The sequence below is a fragment of the Bacteroidales bacterium genome (assembly GCA_013141385.1).
Classification (GTDB): domain Bacteria; phylum Bacteroidota; class Bacteroidia; order Bacteroidales; family Tenuifilaceae; genus UBA8529.
Window position 1 is genome coordinate 150,949 of record JABFRB010000002.1, and the last position, 22,130, is coordinate 173,078.

Below are 22,130 nucleotides of genomic sequence, written 5' to 3' on the forward strand. Positions count from 1 at the left end.
AAAACAACTAAACAAACTACCCTTAATCGAGGGGAATTTTAAAAAATATTTTGTTCACTTTAGACTGCACGCCCAAGCGAGCGAATAGATTTTGTTAATGGATTTACAAAAATATTACCCTGCTAATAAAGTCTTTACCTTCTCAGAAATAGCTTTACCATCGGCTTTGCCTGCAAGAGCTTTTGAAGCAACACCCATTACTTTACCCATATCCGATGGAGCTTTAGCGCCTACCTGCTCAATTATCTTTTTAACCTCGGCGGTTAATTCAGCATCAGAAAGCATCTTTGGGAGATATTCCTCAATGACCTTAGCCTCAGCTAACTCTTTTTCAGCAAGTTCAGGGCGATTCTGCTGCTGGTAGATTTCGGCAGATTCCTTACGTTGTTTAACCTGCTTTTGTAACAGTTTCATTTCAGCATCAGCCGAAATGGTATCGGTATGACCTTTTTCGGTTTTAGCAAGTAGAATTGCACTTTTTACTGCCCGTAGGGCTTCAAGGCGAATTTTCTCTTTTGCCATCATGGCTGCCTTGATATCGTTGTTGATTTTTTCTTCTAATGACATAGTATTATATTTTGGTTATGTTTGATTTGTTGTATTTCATTAACTAAAAAGACAAAAATCAAATTTCAAATTTCAAAAAAACAGAACGCAGATAAAACGGGCTCACACAGATTAAAACTTAGCGTCTTTGCGCCTTAGCGTTCGATGATCTAACTAATCTACATTATCATGCAAATATGCGTTATCACTTCTTAAAAAGATATCACCTTCCTCTTCCGATAAGGTAAAACGTGAAACGTTACTGGCTTTTGAATGCTCAGAATCATCTAATTTAATATTTTTCCGCTTGTAGGCTGGAATTTTTTCTAGCTGATCGATATTTGCCTTAACGGTCAGAGGAGTTGCATTCTGTCTAGTTCCTGTTTTAACAGGAGGTTCTTTAGTTGCTGTCTGTTGTGTTTTTACCGATGTAACCAAAAATTCATCGTCGTCAAAAAGACCTTTTTCGGTAGATGGTTTTGATACATCAGCATACACATCAAACTCAATAGTTCTTTGTGATTGCTCCTGTTCTGTTAACCTTTCACGTTTATGAGAGATGCTTGGCCTATCCTTAACTTCAAACATAGATTCTTTTACCACCCTATTCTCGGATCTTTCACCATCAAGCATTACAACATCAACCTGCTTATTTCTAATGTAGAGTTCGGGGATACTGCTTGTACAGAAACCAGTTGCAATAACGGTTACATTTAGGTCATCGCCTAGGTTTGGATCAGTGCCATTACCCCAAATTAAATCAGCACCCTCACCTGCAACAGCCTGAATGTAATCGGTAATTTGACCAATTTCATCCATTGTAATCTCATCCTTGCCCGAAGTAACGTTTAACAGAATATTACGAGCACCAGAGATATCGTTGTTGTTCAAAAGCGGTGATTGAAGCGCAGCTTTTACGGCTTTAATTGCACGACTATCCCCAGATGCTCTTGCAGAGCCCATAATTGCTACACCGCTATTGGCCATTACCGTTTCAACATCGGCAAAGTCAACGTTGATATAGCCATGAACGGTAATAATCTCAGCAATACCTTTTGCCGCAATAGCTAAAACATCATCCGCCTTAGAGAATGCCTCAGATATCTTGAGATCACCGTACATCTCACGAATCTTCTCGTTGTTAATTACAAGAAGGGAGTCAACATGTTTCTCAATAGCCTCTATCCCCTCAACAGCTTGAGCAATACGGCGTTTCCCTTCGTTTCGGAATGGGATTGTTACTATGGCAACCGTAAGAATTCCCAACTCCTTCGCTGCTTTGGCAATAATTGGTGCAGCACCTGTTCCTGTTCCGCCGCCCATTCCTGCGGTGATAAACACCATCTTGGTATTTCTTGACAGGACATCTGTTACATCCTGAATGTTCTCAATTGCCGCCTGTCTACCTATTTCAGGTTTATTGCCTGCTCCACGACCCTCGGTAAGAGATGATCCTAACTGAATTTTAATTTCAACTGGACTATTCACCAATGCCTGATGATCGGTATTACACACCACAAAATCAACATCCTTAATCCCCAACTGAAACATGTGGTTTACGGCATTACCTCCACCTCCACCAACCCCAATAACCTTAATTATTGATGCTCGGTTCGATGGTAGCTCGAAATTAATTAGGTCTTCGGCCATGATATTTAATTTAAGTTATATATTCAAAAAGCAAATATTGTCTTTTTACTTCTTATCAAGTTTTCCTCCAACACTCTTTATTGCATTCCGCCGCAAGAATCATTTTCATATTAATATTCATTCTCACGTGCGGCGGACTCTTCTCTTCTTATTTCCCGGGGTTAAAACCCCGGGTTATTGATATTTGACCCTTCTAGGGTCATAGTATAAAATCAAAGTTATATTTTCTCTTTTCGTTCTTCACTTTTCATTTTTCTTACATCTCCATATCCTTCTCCTCAAACATGTTGGCTAGTGTCTTTTTGAGACCATCCATAATGCTTGATTTTTTGACGTTGGTGCGAATTACCTCTTTCTGCTCCGGGGTTACTTCAACCTCTTTCTTTACAATGATCTCCTCAACCTCCTTCTCTATATGCGAAACCTGATCATAACCCTTTAGGATTAGACCAATTGCAGTTGCATACATAGGTTGATTAATATCCTCACTACAATCAGCACTCAGATGCTCGTTAGGGAAACCAATACGTACATCGTAACCAGTTTTGAACTTAACCAATTGTGAAAGATGACGTAGCAATGCACCACCACCTGTTAGAACGATACCTGCACTAAGCTTCTCGGCATAGCCAGAATTATCGATCTCATAGTTTACTGCATCGATAATTTCTTCCATTCTTGATTGAATGATGTAGGCAAGGCTCTTAAAAGATATCTCCTTAGGATCACGACCACTAATGCCTGGAATTGTAACAATCTTATCTTCTGGTGCCATATCTCCCAAAGCAGAACCAAACTGTACTTTAAGAGACTCCGCCTGACGGAATAGGATTGAACATCCTTCCTTTATATCATTCGTAATCACGTTACCACCAAATGGTATAACGGCGGTATGACGTACAATTCCATCGTAGAACATGGCGACATCGGTAGTACCACCTCCAATATCAACAAGTACAACACCAGCCTCTTTCTCATCCTCAGTAAGTACCGCCTCTGAAGAGGCAAGTGGTTCAAGGATTAGGTCATTGACTTTTAATCCAACCCTGTTTACACACTTCTCGATATTTTTTGCTGATGCGGTTTGTCCAATCACAATGTGGAAGTTGGCTTCTAGCCTACGTCCCATCATCCCAATTGGTCGAACGCCGGGTTCGTTATCAACAATAAAATCCTGAGGTAGAACGTGGAGGATCTCTTCTCCAACTTCAATCGGAATCTTGTACATGTCGTTGATAAGTTTTTGAACGTCTTCGGCGGTTATCTCGCTCTCCGTGTTATCGCGGTTAATATACCCACGGTTTTTGATGCTCCGAATATGCTGCCCGGCTATGCCAACGAATACATCGCTTAAAATGATTCCTGACTGAGCCTGCGCCTCTTCAACTGTTCGTTGAATTGATGCCACTGTTTCCTCAATATTAAGCACTACTCCTCTTTTAATCCCTGTTGAAGGGGTTTTGCTTTGTGAAACAATCTGGAACTTGCCATTGGGATTCTTTTTACCGATTAGGGTTACAATCTTGGTTGTACCTAGATCGATTGCAGCAACGTATTCATTCATCTTTGCCATAATATTATCGTTTTGTACAAATTATCTGGTTTGAGTATTTTAAGTTTATCATTTTATATTTATTCCAACCTTCAGCGGGTAGGGCTTTTTCGTAAAATTTTTTAAGTTTATTGAGTTTACCCTCGTAATCATCAAAACTACCCAACAGGATTATCTGAGAGCCCACACGAGGAATTAACTTAATATCATCGTAACCACCCACGTAAACCTGTGCGATTTGAGCATTCCAAAAATCATTATCCGAAACATACTTTGCAAAATTGTAAATTTTACGAATTAACGGTTCCCTTTTATATACACTTGTATCCCATTGCATTATATCTTGATTTGCTTTCAATTGAAAAGGCTCATTTATTTTTCCATTTACAACAAGTACATGCGCAGCAAATCTATCGGAGAGAGGAAGTAATAACCCCTGATCATCAATGTAGTAACTCTGATTATCGTGGTTAAAAATTCTAACTAAGGGTCTACGCTGCTTAACCTTAACTGAAAGCACACCATTTGCTGTTTTATAAATTTGAACATCACGAACTGACATCATGGTTGAAATTCTATTCTCCAACTCAAATGTATTTATCGACTGCATGGTCTTACCAATTGGAGAACTTCCCTTCTTATCGATTATCCGCCTAAGATCTTTGCTTGTAACAAAGGAATTTTCGGAACTATCAACAACTCTAACCTGAATAGCCTTACACACCAACTCACGATTACGCTTGGTAACAAACCAAAGTCCTACCACTAGGTATACCACGAGCGATAACCACTTAAGCGTTGTCAGCGTATATCTTTGCCACTTCTTCACAGTTCCCTATCGGTTAAAATTTTAACAATCTCTGGTACTAACTTATCAATATCGCCAGCACCCATGCTTACTAATACATCAATATCATCTATTTTTATTTGGTTAAGTAATTCCTCTTTGCTGTAAATCCTCTTATCGGGACATTCCATCAAGTTCATTATTGAATTTGATGTAACACCCGGAATAGGCTCTTCCCTTGCAGGATAAATGTCAAGAAGATAAACCTTATCTAGTAAATCGAGGCTTTGAGCGAATTCCTTTGTAAAATCGCGAGTTCGGGTGAAAAGATGTGGTTGAAAAATACCTGTAACCTTTCTTTTCGGAAACATCTCCTTTACTGATGTAATTGCAGCCCTTAATTCCTCTGGGTGATGAGCATAATCATCAATATAAACCGCTTTGTTTCCACGATATTTAACATCAAATCGTCGAACGACTCCGCTGAAACTACTGAGTCCTGTTCGCAATTCATCTTCTGTAACTCCTTGTTGTAGGGCTGCTGCTGAGGCAGCAACTGCATTCTCAACGTTATATAGACCAGGAACTCCTAACTTTAAATCGTTGATTGTTCCATTAGGGGTAACCAAATTAAAATGGTAGTAACCATTCTTTATCTCGATACTGGTTAGGTAATAATCCGCTTTATCTCTTAAAGCATAGGTATAAACCTTAACACTAACGCTTAACAAAGGGATTAGTCCAATACCATGCTTGATGATAAGTGTGCCACCATGCTTTATCTGACTGGCAAATGCTTCGTATGCTAAAAGAACATCATTATGGGTTTCGTAGATATCCAGATGATCAGCATCAACTGATGTGATAATTGCCAATTCGGGGAAAAGGCTTAGGAAACTTCTATCGAATTCATCGGCCTCCACAACGAGGTTGTCAGAACCTTTTGGGTTGATTACAAGGTTGCTGCTAAAGTTCTTTGAAATACCGCCCAAAAATGCATCACACCCAACCTTTGATGTGGTTAAAAGATGTGCCAACAGGGTTGATGTGGTTGTTTTACCATGTGTGCCTGCAACAGCAAGGGTTTTCCTTGCACTTGCAATTACGCCTAGGGCTTCTGCCCTTTTTACAATCGTAAATCTCTTAATCTCAAAAAATTCAAGTTCACTGTGATCCTTGGGTACTGCAGGTGTATATACCACAAGCGTTCCCTCAACATTATTCCTAAAATCTCTTGGAATAAGAACAATATCATCCTCGTAATGAATATCAATACCTTCTGATTCAAGTTCGAGCGTTAATGGTGTTTGGATTCTATCATAGCCACATACCCTTTTCCCTTGCTTTGCAAAATACCTAGCAAGCGCACTCATCCCAATGCCTCCAATCCCAATGAAGTAAACCCTCTCGACCTTGTCAAACTTGATGTTCATCATTCTATATTTAAGAGTTTCACGCAAAGGGCGCAAAGAATTTCGCTAAGCACGCTAAGAGAACTTTTCTTTGCGTTTTCAACTTTGCGGTCTTTGCGTGAACTTTTCATTTTCCTTTATAATTACATTCCACTCGCTAACTCCAACACCTTTTCAGCAATTACCTTAGCTGCATGAGGCAGAGCCAACAACTTAATATTCGCTGAAAGCTCTAATTGCTTCTCTTTGTTTCCTAACAACTCAAATGCCATTGGAACCAATTCCTTTGGTGAATCTAGATCTGTAATCATCATGGCTGCATTTTTTCTCTCCAATGCCTGTGCATTCTTGGTTTGATGATCCTCTGCTACGTTTGGCGATGGTATCAGAATAACTGGTTTACCTACCAAGCATAACTCCGAAATAGTTCCTGCACCTGCTCTTGATACAATCAGATCGGCAATTGAAAAGGCAAGATCCATGCGGGTAATAAAATCGTATAGCCTTACATTCTTAGCATCAAACTCACTTAACTCCTGTTTAATGTCAGAGTTGTAGAGTTTACCTGTTTGCCATACAAGTATTGTATCCTGTTGCTCACCAATTTCCTTCATATAACCCATCAAACTTTTATTGAGGGTTTTTGCACCTAAACTACCACCAAGTACAAGTATCACTTTCTGCCCTTCAGGTATATTAAAGTACTTACGAGCCTCATCCTTCTTGCTATCTAGGTTGACCAAATCCTGACGAACAGGATTCCCTGTCATTATTATCTTATCGGCAGGGAAATATCTATCCATACCTTCGTAAGCAACACAAATGGCTTTGGCCTTTTTAGCCAAAAGTTTATTTGTTACCCCAGCATAGGAGTTTTGCTCCTGTATCAGGGTTGGAATACCTTTCTTCTGAGCTGTTTTAAGCACTGGACCACTAGCATAACCGCCAACTCCAACAACTGCATCGGGTTTAAAGTCCTTAATTATTTTACGAGCCTTCATCATGCTACGATAGAGCTTAATGAAGAATGTAAAGGTTTTAAGCGATAGCGATCTCTGAAAACCAGCAACAGGCAACCCAACTATCTTGTAACCCGCGTTGGGAACTTTCTCCATTTCCATTCTTCCCTCTGCACCAACAAATAAGATATCAACATCAGGTTGAAGTTCCCTAAGGGCATTCGCAATGGATATGGCTGGGAAAATATGTCCTCCCGTACCACCACCGCTAACTATTATCTTTAACCTCTTCTTCTCCATCGAATAATTCAGATTTGCCTTGAGTTCTGCTAATACTTAAAATAATTCCAAAAGCTGCGCTTGTAAAAAATAGGGACGTTCCCCCCATACTAACCAATGGCAATGTTTGTCCTGTTACAGGAATCAAATTTACTGCTACACACATATTCACCATTGCCTGAAGGACTAGCAGTAACGCCAGCCCAATTGCCAGAAAGGCCGGAAACGTTCGATTGGCCTTTTTGACTATCACCCCTGCTCTAAAAAGGATAATGAGGTACATTAGCAAGACTATTGTCCCTCCAATTAATCCGTACTCCTCAACAATAATTGCAAAGATAAAATCGGAGTATGGGTGAGGTAAAAAATTCCGTTGTGTGCTATTCCCTGGCCCTTTACCTATGATTCCACCGGTTGCAATTGCTATTTTTGATTGATCTGCTTGAAAGTTGCCATCACCACCATCTCCGCTCATAAAGTTTTCAATGCGGTGCTTCCATGTTTGAACACGGTTAATTGTTTTGAATTGTAAAGCGATAAAAATAAATCCTGCAAGCAGTACTACAGCAAGACCCGTAAATCCGAATAGGTGCTTTAAACTAATTCTACCAATTAGCATCAATAACCAACAGGTTAGGCCAAGTAGCAATGCTGTAGAGAAATTAGCTGGCAGAATTAATAGGCAGATAACAGCAACTGGCGCAACTATTGGGAAAAATGCCTTTTTCAAATCTTTTATCTCTTTCTGACGCTGCGATAGAATGTTTGCAACATACATTACAAGTGCCATCTTTGCGATGTCGGAGGTTTGAATTGTAACACCTAACCCAGGAATGGCCAACCATCGGGCTGCTGAGTTTAAACTTGCACCAAATACAAGTGTAAATAACAGAAGTGGAATTGAAAACAGAAGTAAAAACTTTGATACTGGCGCATAAACCTTAGAATTCACCATGTGAACAAGGAATACAACAGAAAGCCCAACTGCAATAAAAACAAACTGTTTTAGAAAGTAGTAGGCCGTATTGCCCCCTTGATATCTATAGGCCAACGAACCCGTTGAACTATAAATAGCCAAAAGTGAGATGATTGATAGAAAAATCACTATCAACCAAATTATCTTGTCGCCCTTAAAATACCTTCCGAATAACGTCTCCATTTTCTCTTGTTGCTGGTTTCCAGTTCCTAGTTACTGGTTCAAACTATATGATTTTTAAAATTTGATTTTTGTCTTTTTCCTTATTTAAAGCTCTCTAACTGCCTCCTTAAATTTCCTCCCCCTATCCTCATAGTTTTCGAATAGATCAAAACTTGCGCAAGCAGGAGATAGCAATACGGTGTCCCCAGGACTTGATAACTTGTATGAATGCTGTACAGCCTCAGTTGCCGAATGTGCATCTACAATAACTGGTACCATTCCCTCGAATGCTTTATGAATCTTTGAGTTATCGATACCAAGGCATACAATTGCTTTTACTTTGGCTTTAACAAGCTCGTAAAGAGATTTGTAATCATTCCCTTTATCAATACCACCAACAATCCAAACTACCTGTGTTTCCATACTCTCCAAAGCATACCAAGTTGAGTTGATATTGGTTGCCTTTGAGTCGTTGATGTACTGCACACCACGCACTTTGATTACCGATTCTAGGCGATGTTCAACCCCTTGAAAATCCATGAGGCTCTCGCGGATAATATCCTTGCGGATTTTAAGAACCTGACCTGCAATACCTGCTGCCATTGAGTTATAGATGTTATGTTTACCCTTTAATGATAAATCATTTATCGATATTACAAACTCGCTATTATCATAGTTTAGGTACATGTGTTCGTTTTCAACCCAAGCAGATTGGTTAATCTTAGTCTGCAAGGAAAAAGGTAGCTGCTGTGCTCTAAGAACTATACGTTTAAGCTGCTCAACAGTAACTTCATCATCGGAGCAGAAGATAAAGCAATCATCTTCGGCTAGGTTACGCGTAATCCTAAACTTTGACTCAACATAGTTCTGCATCTTATAATCGTACCGATCCAAATGATCGGGAGTAATATTCAGTAGAATGGCTATATCAGCCTTAAAATCATACATGTTATCGAGCTGAAAACTGCTAAGCTCAATCACATAGTAATCGAACTCATTCTCGGCAACCTGTAGGGCAAAACTTTCACCAATATTTCCTGCCAAACCTACGTTTAGCCCAGCCTTCTGCATCATGTGAAAAATAAGCGATGTAGTTGTTGTTTTGCCATTACTCCCTGTGATACAAACCTTTTTTGCTTTTGTGTACCTACCAGCAAATTCAATCTCAGAGATAATAGGAATTCCTGCCTCCCTAATCTTATAGATAATTGGGGCTTTATCTGGTATTCCGGGACTCTTAATTATCTCATCGGCATTGAGAATCAGATCTTCGGAGTGCTTACTCTCCTCCCAACTAATTTGATATTTGTTGAGCAACTCCTTGTACTGAGGCTTAATCGCTCCGAAATCGGATAGAAAAACTTCAAAGCCTTTTTTCTGAGCAAGCACTGCTGCGCCTGCTCCACTTTCGCCTCCTCCAAGAATAACTATTCTCTTCATCTCTTTTTGGTTTGTAATGTGTTAGCGAATTTTGAGAGTAACTACCGTGATCACCGCCAGTAAAATAGCCACAATCCAAAATCGTGTTACAATTTTAGGCTCAGGGTATCCCTTTTTCTGGTAATGATGATGCAATGGAGCCATCAGAAAGACACGCCGACCCTCACCATATTTCTTTTTAGTTCGTTTAAAATATGCTACTTGAATAACTACCGATAGATTCTCTGCAATAAAAATTCCGCAAAGAATAGGTATCAAAAGCTCTTTACGAATTAAAATTGCATATACTGCAATTATTCCTCCAATTGCAAGGCTACCCGTATCACCCATGAATACTTGGGCTGGATAGCTGTTATACCATAGAAATCCAACTGCTGCACCAATAAATGCGCTCATGAAAACCACAAGTTCCCCGGTGGCTGGGATATACATAATGTTTAAATACTCTGCATAAATTACATTACCCCCGAGATAAGCAAAAATTCCAAGGGTTGTAGCAATTATGGCAGATACCCCGGTAGCCAAGCCATCCATTCCATCAGTAAGATTTGCCCCATTGGAAATGGCTGTAACCATAAAGATTACTGCTACTATAAACACTATCCATGTAACTATTAATCCCAATTTACCATCAAAAGGAACAAGGGATTTATAATCAAACTCGTTATTCTTAAAGAAAGGGATTGTTGTTTTTGTTGTTTTCTCCTTTGGACCAAGGATTACCTGCTTTCTGGCAGTGTTCTCCTTATTGATCACTATTTCGGTTCCCATTGATGGGTTGTGATGTACAACTCTTTCACGAACAACAATGTTAGGACTCATGTACATTGCAAGTCCAACAAAAAGGCCTAATGATACTTGACCTAATATTTTTAATTTCCCCGATAATCCCTCTTTATTCTTTTTGAATACCTTGATATAATCATCGGTGAATCCAACAAATCCTAGCCAGATTGTGGTAACCATCATTATAATTACATAGATATTCATTAAATCTCCAAAAAGGAGAATAGGTATAACTGTTGATGCTAATATGATGATACCACCCATGGTTGGAGTACCCTTCTTCTGCATCTGACCCTCAAGTCCAAGATCGCGAATCTCCTCACCAATCTGTTTTCTCTGAAGATATCTTATTATCCTTTTACCAAGCAGTAGCGAAATTCCTAACGAAGTGATAAAAGCCATTGCAGATCTAAAAGAGATATACTGGAATACCCCTGCTCCAGGGAAACCAAACATATCAAGGTATTGAAATAGGAAATAAAACATCTTATAATGATTTAAATAGTTCTTGAATTATCTCTTTATCATCAAAGTGATGCTTAACGCCTTTGATTTCCTGATAGTTCTCGTGCCCTTTTCCCGCTACCAGAATTATATCACCCTGATTTGCTAGCATGTAGGCTGTTCGAATTGCCTCTTTACGATCAACAATAGTTAGCACCTTACCTACCATTGATGGTTCGATGCCCGCTTTCATATCGCTTAGAATATCCTCTGGTTCCTCAAACCTTGGATTATCCGATGTTAGAATTACCATACTGCTTCCCTCAACGGCTACCTTAGCCATTACAGGCCTTTTGGTCTTATCGCGATTACCTCCTGCTCCAACTACTGTAATCAATTTTTTATCGGGATTTCTAATCTCATTTATAGTATCAATTACATTCTGAAGAGCATCGGGGGTGTGAGCATAGTCAACAACAACGTTTATCTCCTTAGGCGATTTCATATGCTCAAAACGCCCAGATACCGCAGTCATACTACTTAACTCTGTTAATACCGCTTCTTTCTCTACACCAAGTAATCTTGCTGCGGCATATATTGCCAAAATATTGTATGCATTGAAGCCACCTACTAATCTTGTCCAAACCTCAACAGAATCAAGATTTAGAAGCATTCCATCAAAATGATTCTCAATAACCTTGCATTTGAAGTTGGCCATACTCCTCAAAGAGTAGGTATTTACTTTTGCAGTTGTATTCTGAACCATCACTCGACCATTTCTATCGTCGATATTGGTTAAAGCAAATGCGGATGAAGGAAGTAAATCGAAGAATCGTTTCTTAGCCTTGATATACTCATCGAAGGTTTTATGGAAATCAAGGTGATCGTGGGTGATATTCGAGAATAATCCCCCAGCAAAAGTTAATCCTGCAATTCGATTCTGCACAACTGAATGAGAGCTAACCTCCATGAAGCAATGGGTGCATCCTGCTTCAACCATTTGTGCCAACAATTTATTGAGCTGAATGGCATCGGGGGTTGTATGTGTAGCAGGAATAACATCATCACCTATGTAATTTACAACTGTTGATAGTAAGCCCGATTTGAATCCAAGTTTATTGAATAATCTATATAATAACGTTACAGTTGTAGTCTTTCCGTTAGTTCCAGTTATTCCAATGAGCTTAATTTTATCCGAAGGATTATCATAGAAAGAAGAGGCCATCTTTCCAAGTACCTCAGATGAATCCTTTACTCGAATGTATGTAATCCCATCGACCCTCTTTTCGGGCAACACCTCACAAACAATTACGCTTGCTCCCAACTCCAAGGCTTTATTGATATATTCATGCCCATCAACCTTAGTACCGGGTATAGCCACAAAGCATGAGTCCTTCTTAACCTGCCTTGAATCGAAGGTAATATCGCTTATCATTGCATCAGGTAATCCAATTACCTCAAGCGCATCATCTTTTAATATTATTCGTTCTATACTTTTCATCGTTAACTCGTGCTCATTTCAATTGAAATCCGTTGACCCCTTTCCGCCTTTGTTCCTGGAGATATTGATTGGCTCTTAACAGTTCCCATCCCATTTACCGATACTTTTAGCCCTGCATTCTCAAGCAGGAACAGAGCATCTTTAATGCACATCCCGGTTACATTTGGTACAAGATTTTTAATTACATTGTTATCCTTTATCTCAACATCCTCATCGGTTCTTATTACCGATACCCACTTGGATTTTTTCGATTTATCCTTTAATGGAATGTCTAATTCATCTAAAACATCCTCGATATGCTGCTTGTAGCCATTCTTAGATTGGGGCATATCCGTTAAATCGGCATCGGTATTCACCTCGGGGAACCACTCACTACTTGTGGCATACACCTTATCCGATATCTCCTTAAATATTGGGCCTGCAACAACATTTCCGTAGTAAACGCTCTTAGATGGAGAGTTTACAACTACAATACACGAATACTTTGGATCGTTGGCAGGGAAGTATCCAACAAATGATGCCTGATAGCTTGTCATTCCTTTATTCTTATACCCTTTTTTTCCTTTTGCAATCTGAGCAGTACCTGTTTTCCCAGCTATCATGTATCTTGGATTCCTAAGATTTTGGGCCGTTCCCTCTTTTACCACCCCTTCAAGTATCTCACGTACTTTTTTCAACGTTGAACCTGAACAAATTGAGGAGCATATCACCTCCCCACCAAAAGTTTCAACCAGTTGACCATGCTTTAGCAATGCCTTTACTAAATGGGGTTTAACCATTGTTCCATCGTTAGCAATAGCATTATAGAAGGTGAGCAATTGCAAAGGGGTTATTTTTACCTCGTACCCAATGCTCATCATAGGTAGCGAAAGACCCGACCAATATTTATCGTGCGGATATTTGATATATGGAGCAACCTCACCCTGAATTTCAAGATTTAGCGGTTGATTCAACTTCATTTTATATAGATGGTCGATAAAACTCTCCTCTTTCCCTGTATAGTACTTCATTACAAGTTTGGCAACCCCAATATTTGATGATAACTCAAATACCTGCTTAACATTGATTTTCCCATGCCCCTTCTCATCGGAATCAGTTAAAAGATGATCGTGAATTTGCATCTTACCTTTTCCGGTATTTACCATATCATCGAGTTTGATATAGCCATCCTCAAGTAAAGCAATTAACGATGCAATTTTAAAGGTAGATCCAGGTTCTGCGCTCTCCCCAATTGCGTAGTTATAAGCCTCAGAGTAAACACCATCCTCATCGCGCTTTAGGTTAGCAATGGCCTTTATCTCGCCAGTTTTAACCTCCATAAGAATTACTGTTCCCCAGCCAGCACCATGCTTTTCGAGCTGTTTATGAAGAGCACTCTCAGCCAAATCCTGTAGGTTAACATCCAATGTTGTAATAACATCAGTTCCATCCTCAGGATCAACCTGATTTGGGCTATTCACATCAACCCATGAATTTCCTGGAACTCTTTGCAGAAGGCTTATCCCTGTTCTGCCCTTAAGCTGCGGGTTGAATGCACCCTCAATACCCACAGCAACACCACCCTCGTTCACATTGCCTATAGTTCGTGCAGCTAAAGTTTGATGCGGAAGAATCCTTCGGTTGACCTGAATTGGTATAAATCCACCCTTATTTAAACCCAAACGGAATAGTGGAAATTTTTTGAATTTCTGTAACTCAACGTAGTCAATATCTCTATCTCCAATTGGGAAAAATCTTCGATTTCGTGCCGATTTACGTGCATTAACCAGTTCAGATCGATACGATTTTGATGACTTATCACCAAAAAACTTCGAAAGGCAAATTGATAGGGAGTCAATCTTCTCAAAGAATACATCGTTGGTTAAACCCGTGGCCTTTAAATCCATTCGGATTTCAAAGTAAGGAACCGATGTTGCCAAAACCCTTCCATCATTGGCACATATATCGCCCCTATTTGGTTCAATGGTGATATCTTTATAAGTAATGGTTTTAGCCATCTCGCGCCATTTACTACCCTCAACAAACTGGATATAAAGGATCTTTGCAACAATAGCAAAACCAAGGAGTACAAATATTAAGTACACCAACGCCACCCGAACCAATATTTCCTTCTTAATCGACATCTTTAAGGTTTAAACGCTAAGACACCAAGACGCTAAGTTTTATATTAGCTTTTATTTCTTCGCGTCTTTGTGCCTTTGCGTTCATATTGTTTTTTTTTCAAATTGTTTCATTGACTTATTGTCACATTGCCTCATTTTCAAATTACTTAATCTTCTTCGGGGGCACTACAGATTCCTTCAACTCTAATCCTTTTATCTCACATAGCTTAGCCACCTCCGATTGCTTACTAATAAACATCAACTGTGCAGCTGTTGTAATAGACTCCGCCCTTAGATTCCGAACCTCAATCTGTAAATTCTTCTCATTTCTCACCAGTTTCTCGTAACGATATCGGTTTGCGATATAAAAAATCGCTAAAAATGACAGAAACAGTATATATGGGAGTTGTTTCGAAACTGTTTCGCTCGTAAGAACACTTCCAGTAAGAAAATCCTTTAACCCTAGAGATGATTTTTTATCCTTGGGCTTTTCGGGTTTCTCCTCGATAAACTCTACCGTTTCGTTTTCCTCTGTCATACCTTTCGTCCAATTCTAAGTTTTGCGCTACGTGCCCTACTATTTATTTTATTCTCCTCATCAGAGGGAACAATTACCTTTCTATTAACCTGTTCGTATGGAGATGAAACATTTCCATAAAAATCTTTATCAAGATTTCCCTCAAAATTTCCTGAGCGGAAATAGTTCTTCACCAGCCTATCCTCAAGCGAATGGTAGGCAATAACCACCAACCGTCCATCCTTTTTAAGAGCCTTTGTAGCATTGGTGAGCATCTGCTTTAGCACCTCCATCTCCTGATTCACCTCAATGCGAATTGCCTGAAAAACCTGAGCAAGCATCTTGTTCTGCGCATTTGCTGGAAACATCGGTTTTAGCAATTCAGCAAGTTGTTCTACAGTTTCAATCTGTTTCTCTTCGCGCGATTTGCAAATAGCGTTAGCCAATCTTCTTGCCCCTTGCAACTCGCCATACTGGGTTAGAACGTTGGCTAAATCCTCGGAGCTATAGGTATTCACCACCTGTTTTGCCAATAAACGTTGGTTCTGGTTCATCCGCATATCAAGTGGACCTTCGAACCTAAACGAAAATCCACGCTCAGGGCTATCGAAGTGGTGCGATGAAACGCCCAAATCAGCCAGAATACCATCAACCTCCTTGACATTGTGATAGCGAAGAAAGTTGCGGAAGAATCTGAAATTGCTGCGGATTAGGGTGAAACGTTTATCGTCGATTGTATTTTTCAACGCTTCCTCGTCCTGATCGAAGGCGAAAAGTTTGCCTTTATTAAGATGTTTGAGTATTTCGCTGGAATGACCGCCCCCACCAAAAGTGAGGTCTACATAGATTCCATTTGGCTTAATATCAAGCCCCTCTATGCTTTCGTGAAGCAGAACTGGTATATGGTAGGCCATTACTCATCCCTTATAATCGATGAACCCATAATTTTCTCGGCAAGCTGCGCAAAATCATCCTCGCCAGTGCGAACGCCTTCATACTTATCCTTCGCCCAAATCTCAATTTTTCCATCCATCCCTGCGAGAATTAGCTCACGTTCGGCACCCACCAAATCGAGTAATCGTTTGGGGATTAGCAGGCGACCACTCGAATCGAGCGTAACCTCCGCCGTACCACGGTAAAACTCCCTCAAAAACTTATTATGCTCTTTGTTGTAGGGGTTTGTATTCTTACGAATAAGGGTGTTCTGGCGATCCCACTCTTCAATAGGGAAAAGCACTAAGCAGCTTTCGAAAATATCCTTTTTAACCACAAAACGATCCGGAGAAGCCGATGAAATCTGCTTCTTAAAAGCCGATGGGAAGAGCACTCGACCCTTCTCGTCAACCTTACAACCATAATCGCCTATAAATGATGTCATTATTGGATATAATTTCAAAAGGTAAAAATATACAAAAAATTCCCATTTTAATCCACATCCCCCCACTTTTTACCACTTTGTTGATAACTTTTTGAAGAACAGAAGTAAAACATGGTGCGGCAATGCTATGAAACACACTAAAATTAATGATTGTAGCAAAGTTGACGGGGTAATAATGTAGTCCTCCTTGGGGTTCTTGCAAAGGTTCAATATTGTAAACCTTACGACCTCCAAATATTTCCTAATTTTACAAATATTTGGATATTTTAAGAAATTACATTACATTTGCTAATATTTCCTAATTTTACAAATATTTGGATATTTTAGTATGAAATCAATAGAAAAAGCACCCGATTCATCAAGTAGCGATCTTTTGAATAAAGGAGCCAGGCTACTTACCAACAAAGACTTTCAATTAATTGCAAGTGATATTAATGAAAAATATCTCTACTGGAATAAAGTAAAATATTACAAAACGCCTGAAGGAATAAGTCCAAATGTTTTATGGGCAGTAATTAAATTTACTAGGACAATTAACGCCAAGGTAATCAATTTTGGAAAATATCGCTTTACATACAACCTTACAGACCCCATTCAAAAAGAGCTACATGAATTCGATTTACATATTGGAGGGGAGCTAGGCACAAAAAGCATAATTCCAGAAGAGGGTAAAAAAAGATATCTTATCAGCTCAATCATGGAAGAGGCTATTGCATCGAGTCAAATTGAGGGTGCAGTAACAACCCGAAAAGTTGCAAAGGAAATGCTCCGAAAAAGCATTAATCCAAAGAATAAATCAGAGCAGATGATAGTTAACAACTATTTAACCATCAAGCATATTGTTGATATCCAGAACGAATCCCTAACACTTGAAAAACTTTTTGAAATTCATCGATTAATTACAAACAAAACGCTGGATGATAGCGCTGATGAAGGGCGGTACAGAGAGGATAATGAGGTAAATGTTGTTGATGTAACCGATGGAGAAATAGTTCACACTCCCCCCGATTTCAAAGAAGTTCCTCAGCTAATGAACGAATTAATTCAATTCTTTAATGAGAATAACAGTAATCGATTTATTCACCCAATCATTAAGGGCTGCATCATCCATTTTATGGTTGGCTACATTCACCCTTTTGTCGATGGAAATGGCAGAACTGCAAGAGCACTTTTCTACTGGTATTTACTAAAAAGCGGGTACTGGTTAACTGAATACCTCTCAATATCGCGATTAATCATAAAGAGCAAAACTCAGTATGCACAAGCATTTCTCTATAGCGAGGTAGATGAAAACGATCTAACCTATTTCATAAACTACAAGATGAAAACCATGCAGCTGGCATACCAAAGTCTTAGGGAGTATATCCAACGAAAAATTAACGAAAAGAAACAGGTTATTAATTTCCAGAAAATTAAAGGGGTTAATGAACGCCAATCGCACATACTAAAATGGATATACGAGGAGCCCGATTTGCTTTTCAGCGTTAAGGAGATTGAAAACCGATTCAGCGTCTCCAACCAAACCGCACGAACGGATCTTATGGAACTTGAGAAAAGAGGATACCTTGAGGGAATTGATACCAATAAGAAAACAAAAGGTTTTTGCCGTTCCGAAATTTTTTTGGAACTACTGGAGAAAGAACTGCCTAAAGCAATGAAAAATTTCCACAATTAAGGGTGGTTTGTTTAGCCGTTTTTACCTAACTTCGATTACAAATTAGAATGATGAATATAAGTATTTCAAAATAAAATAGAAAAATTAGTGGCACTACCAATAAGCATAGATGAGTTATTACAGGGTAATACAGTTGAATGGGATCGTATTGAACTTAAAAAAGGATAGAATCCAGAAAGTATTTTACATTCTCTTTGCCTATGCAAATGATATTAACAGCTGGGATGGCGGTTATATTATTATTGGCGTAGAAGAAGAAAATGGGTGTGCAAAATTACCACCTTTGGGATTAGACGTTAGTCAATTAGATTCTATCCAGAAAAAACTTATTGAACTCTCTTATAATATTTCACCTACCTATATTCCCGTTTCACAACCTTATCTAAAAGATGGGAAGCATATTTTAGTGATTTGGGCTCCTGCCGGGGACAATAGACCCTACAAAACAGCTATTAGTATGAGTAAAAAACCCAAAGAAAAAGGCTGGTTTATTAAAAAAGGGTCTAAAACCATAAAGTAAAGGAAGGATCAGAAGATGAAAGAAAATTGGGTGATGGGTTAAAATGGCTGATAATGTGTATGCTGATGTGTCAAAACCATCTACCGAAAAAGGTCTTTTTGATGACGATGAATTTTTGGTTACATCGGTAAAGTCACAACAGACCGCAACGAAAGAACCTCCAGTTAAAACAGGAACAAGACAGAATGCAACTCCTCTGACCGTTAAGGCAAATATCGATCAGCTAGAAAAAATTCCAACCTACAAGCGGAAAAACATTAAATTAGACGAATCTGAGCATTCAAAAGCCAGCAATGTTTCACGTTTTACCTTATCGGAAGAAGAAGGTGATATTTTTTTAAGAAGTGATAACGCATATTTGCATGATAATGTAGATTAGTTAGATCATCGAACGCTAAGGCGCAAAGACGCTAAGTTTTAATCTGTGTGAGCCCGTTTTATCTGCGTTCTGTTTTTTTGAAATTTGAAATTTGATTTTTGTCTTTTTAGTTAATGAAATACAACAAATCAAACATAACCAAAATATAATACTATGTCATTAGAAGAAAAAATCAACAACGATATCAAGGCAGCCATGATGGCAAAAGAAAAAATTCGCCTTGAAGCCCTACGGGCAGTAAAAAGTGCAATTCTACTTGCTAAAACCGAAAAAGGTCATACCGATACTATTTCGGCTGATGCTGAAATGAAACTGTTACAAAAGCAGGTTAAACAACGCAAGGAATCTGCCGAAATCTATCAGCAGCAGAATCGCCCTGAACTTGCTGAAAAAGAGTTAGCAGAGGCTAAGGTCATTGAGGAGTACCTCCCAAAGATGCTTTCTGATGCTGAATTAACCGTTGAGGTTAAAAAGATAATTGAGCAGGTAGGCGCCAAAGCCCCATCGGATATGGGTAAAGTAATGGGTGTTGCTTCAAAAGCTCTTGCAGGCAAGGCCGATGGTAAGGCTATTTCTGAGAAGGTAAAGACTTTACTGGCGGGGTAAGATTTTTAGAGCCCCTCATTTTTATTCATTTACCGTATACTAGGGCGTCCCGAAGAATAATTTAGGAAGATATCTAATTTATGAAACGAGCATTTACCTGCTCGTTTTTGCATATTTAGTTTCTTTATATCAAATCTATCTATACTTTGAGTAGTATATTTAGTTATGTGATTGACTGTAATGCTTTTGCATTTTGAATTAATAATTTTAAAGGTAATTAGATATAAATTTAATGGCTATTTATGTATTTTTATTTGTGCTAATGTTGGGAATTATAATCGGGTTTTCGGATTAATGAAATAAGCATATAATAAGGAGTAAAACATCTGATAAAATAATTTTTGAAAAAGAATATGGTGTATGCCGAAAAACCATAATAGAGTAGGCTAATAATAAATTATATTACTATGAAAAATTTTGTTAGCATTGATGTTCTTAAGCAAGAAGAGATTAAGCTAGAAGAGCTGAAAGAAGTTAATGGTGGTGGTTTTATTTATCCTCCACTATCAGGCATTATAGCTATGGATTTGCCTGAGTAATTGTAAAAAGCATAAACCTACAGTAGTTTTAACCTGTAGGTTTATAATTAAATTGTTCTTTGTTTTGCCTCAACCAAGTTGAGGCAAAATACTTTGATAAAAATCAATTTTATGAATGAGTATCAACCTATTTCCGTAGTATGGGAGTTAACCAGCGAGTGCAACTTTAAGTGTGCACACTGCTACAATAAAGAGATTGTTAATAGTGCTGCAATTGACCTAGAAAAGGCAATGGAAGTATGCGAGCAATTGGCCCAATTGAAAGTTAAAGCTGTATTGCTCTCGGGGGGCGAAGTTCTACTTTCGGGAATATGGCCAAGCGTAGCCCTTAGATTATCGGAATTAGGAGTAAAGGCAGGTATTCTAAGCAACGGTTGGCTTTTTGATGAAGATACACTTACTCAAATCATCGCCTCTAATATTGATTGGGTTGGTTTCAGCATAGATGGACTTGAGGAAACGCATGATTCAATTAGACAAAAAGGTTCTTTTAAGCGAATCTTTAATTCCTTACGCGAACTGAAAGGAAAGGATATCTACACAGCAATTAATACTACAGTTAATAAAAGGAATATTGGTGAACTCCCTGCTCTTCACTCATTATTATGTGAGTTTGGAGTAAAAAATTGGCTGGTACAATTATCGGTAACCGAAGGAACTTTGGAGGAACAACGAAAGAATTTTATGCTCGATCCTGAGCAAATAGATTCAGTTATCGATTTTGCACATAGCATTTATAAAGATTCTCCAGTAAATGTTTACCTCGGTGATTGTGTTGGTCATTATAATGCCAAAGAAATTGAGGTTAGATCCTATCGATCATTGCCAAGGTATGGTCTAACAACCTTTATAAATGGATGCGCTGCAGGTAAATCTACTTTTGGAATCAAGGCTAATGGGGATATTACGGGTTGTATTGCCCTTACCAAAAACCGTTTTGTTGAAGGGAATTTATACGAACGAACGCTATGGGATATTTGGCACGATGAGAATAGTTTTGCATGGAATAGGAAGATGAGCAAAGATTCTCTTGTAGGTTTCTGCCATGAGTGTCAGTACTCATCCTATTGTCTTGGTGGTTGTCCCAGTTTAAAGTATAATAAGGACTTTAAACCTGTTGAGAACATATACTGTTCCTATAGTTGTGCCTACAAGAAAGAGCAGGAGAGGATTAGTAAGCTAAATGATTCCTCAGAATTAATTGCATTAGGCAGAGAAGCAAAGCAGCACGGAAACCCGCAAATAGCGAACGCATACTTTAAGCGAGCTTTAGAATTGGAGTACGATCCAACTATAGAAAAGGAGATTGTTTAAACAAACATTTTTTGTAAGAATACTAGAGATTATAACGAGCCACCTTTATCTCCAATATTTTTATTTCTTTCCCAACCTTAATGGGCACTTTTGCCTACACTTAATACATGCATAAATATCAAACCCTTTCTCAGGAGGTTTTACGACAACGTTCTTGATTTACTGTAATACCATTTAATGCTTTTGCAGGGCATACTTCTATGCATACGAGAACTTTAGGTATTTTAGGCACTTCAAACTCTAGGCACAGATCTGTTAATTAATCTTTTATCTCAACAAACTTATCCGTTCCCTCAATTCTTTCGAATTCAGCTCCCTTTTTCGATTTAAGATAGGGGATAATTGTAGGGTCACAGTTGGCAATATAGTTCAAGTCGAACATCATAAAGTGGTGCTCGTTTTCAACATACTCATCGGTTTCGGTTCCTGAGTAGAAACGCCAACCGCTATCCTCCTCATCCTCGGACTTTTCGCGATACATAAAGCCTACAGGCAATCCATCTACAGTCACCTTATCGGAGGCATAGCAATATCCCGATGGGTGAATCAAATCTTTGATATCCTCAGGTTTTATCTTGTAATTATTATTCATTTTGTTCATTCTTT

The 22,130-nt window shown here is 38.8% G+C and carries 20 protein-coding genes; 5 read left to right on the forward strand and 15 right to left on the reverse strand.

The genetic code is table 11. From position 1 onward, the window contains the following. Positions 1–114: 114 nt before the first annotated feature. From HOO91_01815 to HOO91_01880, 14 genes are all read right to left on the reverse strand, one after another. Positions 115–567 (reverse strand): GatB/YqeY domain-containing protein, encoded by a 453-nt coding sequence (locus HOO91_01815; protein ID NOU16282.1) that lies wholly within the window; start codon positions 565–567, stop codon positions 115–117. A gap of 153 nt (positions 568–720) precedes the next feature. After that, positions 721–2,196 carry a cell division protein FtsZ gene (gene ftsZ / locus HOO91_01820; protein ID NOU16283.1) on the reverse strand — a complete coding sequence of 492 codons (1,476 nt, stop codon included), beginning with the start codon at positions 2,194–2,196 and terminating at the stop codon, positions 721–723. Between the two features lie 256 nt (positions 2,197–2,452). Further along, complete coding sequence (gene ftsA, locus HOO91_01825; protein ID NOU16284.1) at positions 2,453–3,769, reverse strand: cell division protein FtsA; 1,317 nt, start codon at positions 3,767–3,769, stop codon at positions 2,453–2,455. A gap of 4 nt (positions 3,770–3,773) precedes the next feature. Beyond that, positions 3,774–4,577, reverse strand: a complete 804-nt coding sequence (locus HOO91_01830; GenBank protein NOU16285.1) for a hypothetical protein — start codon at positions 4,575–4,577, stop codon at positions 3,774–3,776. Beyond that, positions 4,574–5,968: a UDP-N-acetylmuramate--L-alanine ligase gene (locus tag HOO91_01835; GenBank protein ID NOU16286.1), complete on the reverse strand. Its 1,395-nt coding sequence runs from the start codon at positions 5,966–5,968 to the stop codon at positions 4,574–4,576. The genes HOO91_01830 and HOO91_01835 overlap by 4 nt, the downstream gene beginning before the upstream one ends. A 122-nt stretch (positions 5,969–6,090) precedes the next feature. After that, the gene (gene murG, locus HOO91_01840; GenBank protein NOU16287.1) at positions 6,091–7,206 is read right to left on the reverse strand and encodes an undecaprenyldiphospho-muramoylpentapeptide beta-N-acetylglucosaminyltransferase; all 1,116 of its coding nucleotides are present in this window, start codon (positions 7,204–7,206) and stop codon (positions 6,091–6,093) included. Then, positions 7,175–8,344 (reverse strand): FtsW/RodA/SpoVE family cell cycle protein, encoded by a 1,170-nt coding sequence (locus HOO91_01845; GenBank protein ID NOU16288.1) that lies wholly within the window; start codon positions 8,342–8,344, stop codon positions 7,175–7,177. The genes murG and HOO91_01845 overlap by 32 nt, the downstream gene beginning before the upstream one ends. Before the next feature lie 84 nt (positions 8,345–8,428). After that, a complete protein-coding gene (gene murD / locus HOO91_01850) occupies positions 8,429–9,763 on the reverse strand; it encodes a UDP-N-acetylmuramoyl-L-alanine--D-glutamate ligase (GenBank protein ID NOU16289.1) in 1,335 nt (444 codons plus the stop codon). Between the two features lie 21 nt (positions 9,764–9,784). Then, positions 9,785–11,035 (reverse strand): phospho-N-acetylmuramoyl-pentapeptide-transferase, encoded by a 1,251-nt coding sequence (locus HOO91_01855; protein NOU16290.1) that lies wholly within the window; start codon positions 11,033–11,035, stop codon positions 9,785–9,787. Between the two features lies 1 nt (position 11,036). Then, the gene (locus tag HOO91_01860) at positions 11,037–12,494 is read right to left on the reverse strand and encodes a UDP-N-acetylmuramoyl-L-alanyl-D-glutamate--2,6-diaminopimelate ligase (GenBank protein NOU16291.1); all 1,458 of its coding nucleotides are present in this window, start codon (positions 12,492–12,494) and stop codon (positions 11,037–11,039) included. 2 nt (positions 12,495–12,496) lie between these two features. Then, a complete protein-coding gene (locus tag HOO91_01865) occupies positions 12,497–14,617 on the reverse strand; it encodes a transpeptidase family protein (GenBank protein ID NOU16292.1) in 2,121 nt (706 codons plus the stop codon). Positions 14,618–14,759: 142 nt separating this feature from the next. Beyond that, positions 14,760–15,134 carry a hypothetical protein gene (locus HOO91_01870; protein ID NOU16293.1) on the reverse strand — a complete coding sequence of 125 codons (375 nt, stop codon included), beginning with the start codon at positions 15,132–15,134 and terminating at the stop codon, positions 14,760–14,762. Next, positions 15,131–16,027 carry a 16S rRNA (cytosine(1402)-N(4))-methyltransferase RsmH gene (gene rsmH / locus HOO91_01875; protein NOU16294.1) on the reverse strand — a complete coding sequence of 299 codons (897 nt, stop codon included), beginning with the start codon at positions 16,025–16,027 and terminating at the stop codon, positions 15,131–15,133. The genes HOO91_01870 and rsmH overlap by 4 nt, the downstream gene beginning before the upstream one ends. Beyond that, positions 16,027–16,491, reverse strand: a complete 465-nt coding sequence (locus HOO91_01880) for a division/cell wall cluster transcriptional repressor MraZ (GenBank protein NOU16295.1) — start codon at positions 16,489–16,491, stop codon at positions 16,027–16,029. The genes rsmH and HOO91_01880 overlap by 1 nt, the downstream gene beginning before the upstream one ends. A gap of 328 nt (positions 16,492–16,819) precedes the next feature. On the opposite strand from HOO91_01880, the gene HOO91_01885 reads away from it, so the two are divergent. The 5 genes from HOO91_01885 (at position 16,820) to HOO91_01905 (ending at position 21,524) form a co-directional block, all read left to right on the forward strand. Next, complete coding sequence (locus HOO91_01885) at positions 16,820–18,166, forward strand: Fic family protein (protein NOU16296.1); 1,347 nt, start codon at positions 16,820–16,822, stop codon at positions 18,164–18,166. A gap of 148 nt (positions 18,167–18,314) precedes the next feature. Beyond that, the gene (locus tag HOO91_01890) at positions 18,315–18,686 is read left to right on the forward strand and encodes an ATP-binding protein (GenBank protein NOU16297.1); all 372 of its coding nucleotides are present in this window, start codon (positions 18,315–18,317) and stop codon (positions 18,684–18,686) included. A 43-nt stretch (positions 18,687–18,729) separates the two neighbouring features. Beyond that, on the forward strand, positions 18,730–19,065 hold the full coding sequence (locus HOO91_01895; GenBank protein NOU16298.1) for a hypothetical protein: 336 nt from the start codon (positions 18,730–18,732) through the stop codon (positions 19,063–19,065). A 153-nt stretch (positions 19,066–19,218) separates the two neighbouring features. Next, positions 19,219–19,671, forward strand: coding sequence for a GatB/YqeY domain-containing protein (locus HOO91_01900; protein NOU16299.1), 453 nt, complete (start codon positions 19,219–19,221; stop codon positions 19,669–19,671). A gap of 650 nt (positions 19,672–20,321) precedes the next feature. After that, entirely contained in the window at positions 20,322–21,524 is a 1,203-nt protein-coding gene (locus tag HOO91_01905; GenBank protein ID NOU16300.1) for a radical SAM protein, read from the forward strand. A gap of 259 nt (positions 21,525–21,783) precedes the next feature. Here HOO91_01905 and HOO91_01910 read toward each other — a convergent pair whose 3' ends face one another. After that, positions 21,784–22,116, reverse strand: coding sequence for a DUF2185 domain-containing protein (locus HOO91_01910; protein ID NOU16301.1), 333 nt, complete (start codon positions 22,114–22,116; stop codon positions 21,784–21,786). Positions 22,117–22,130: the final 14 nt, after the last annotated feature.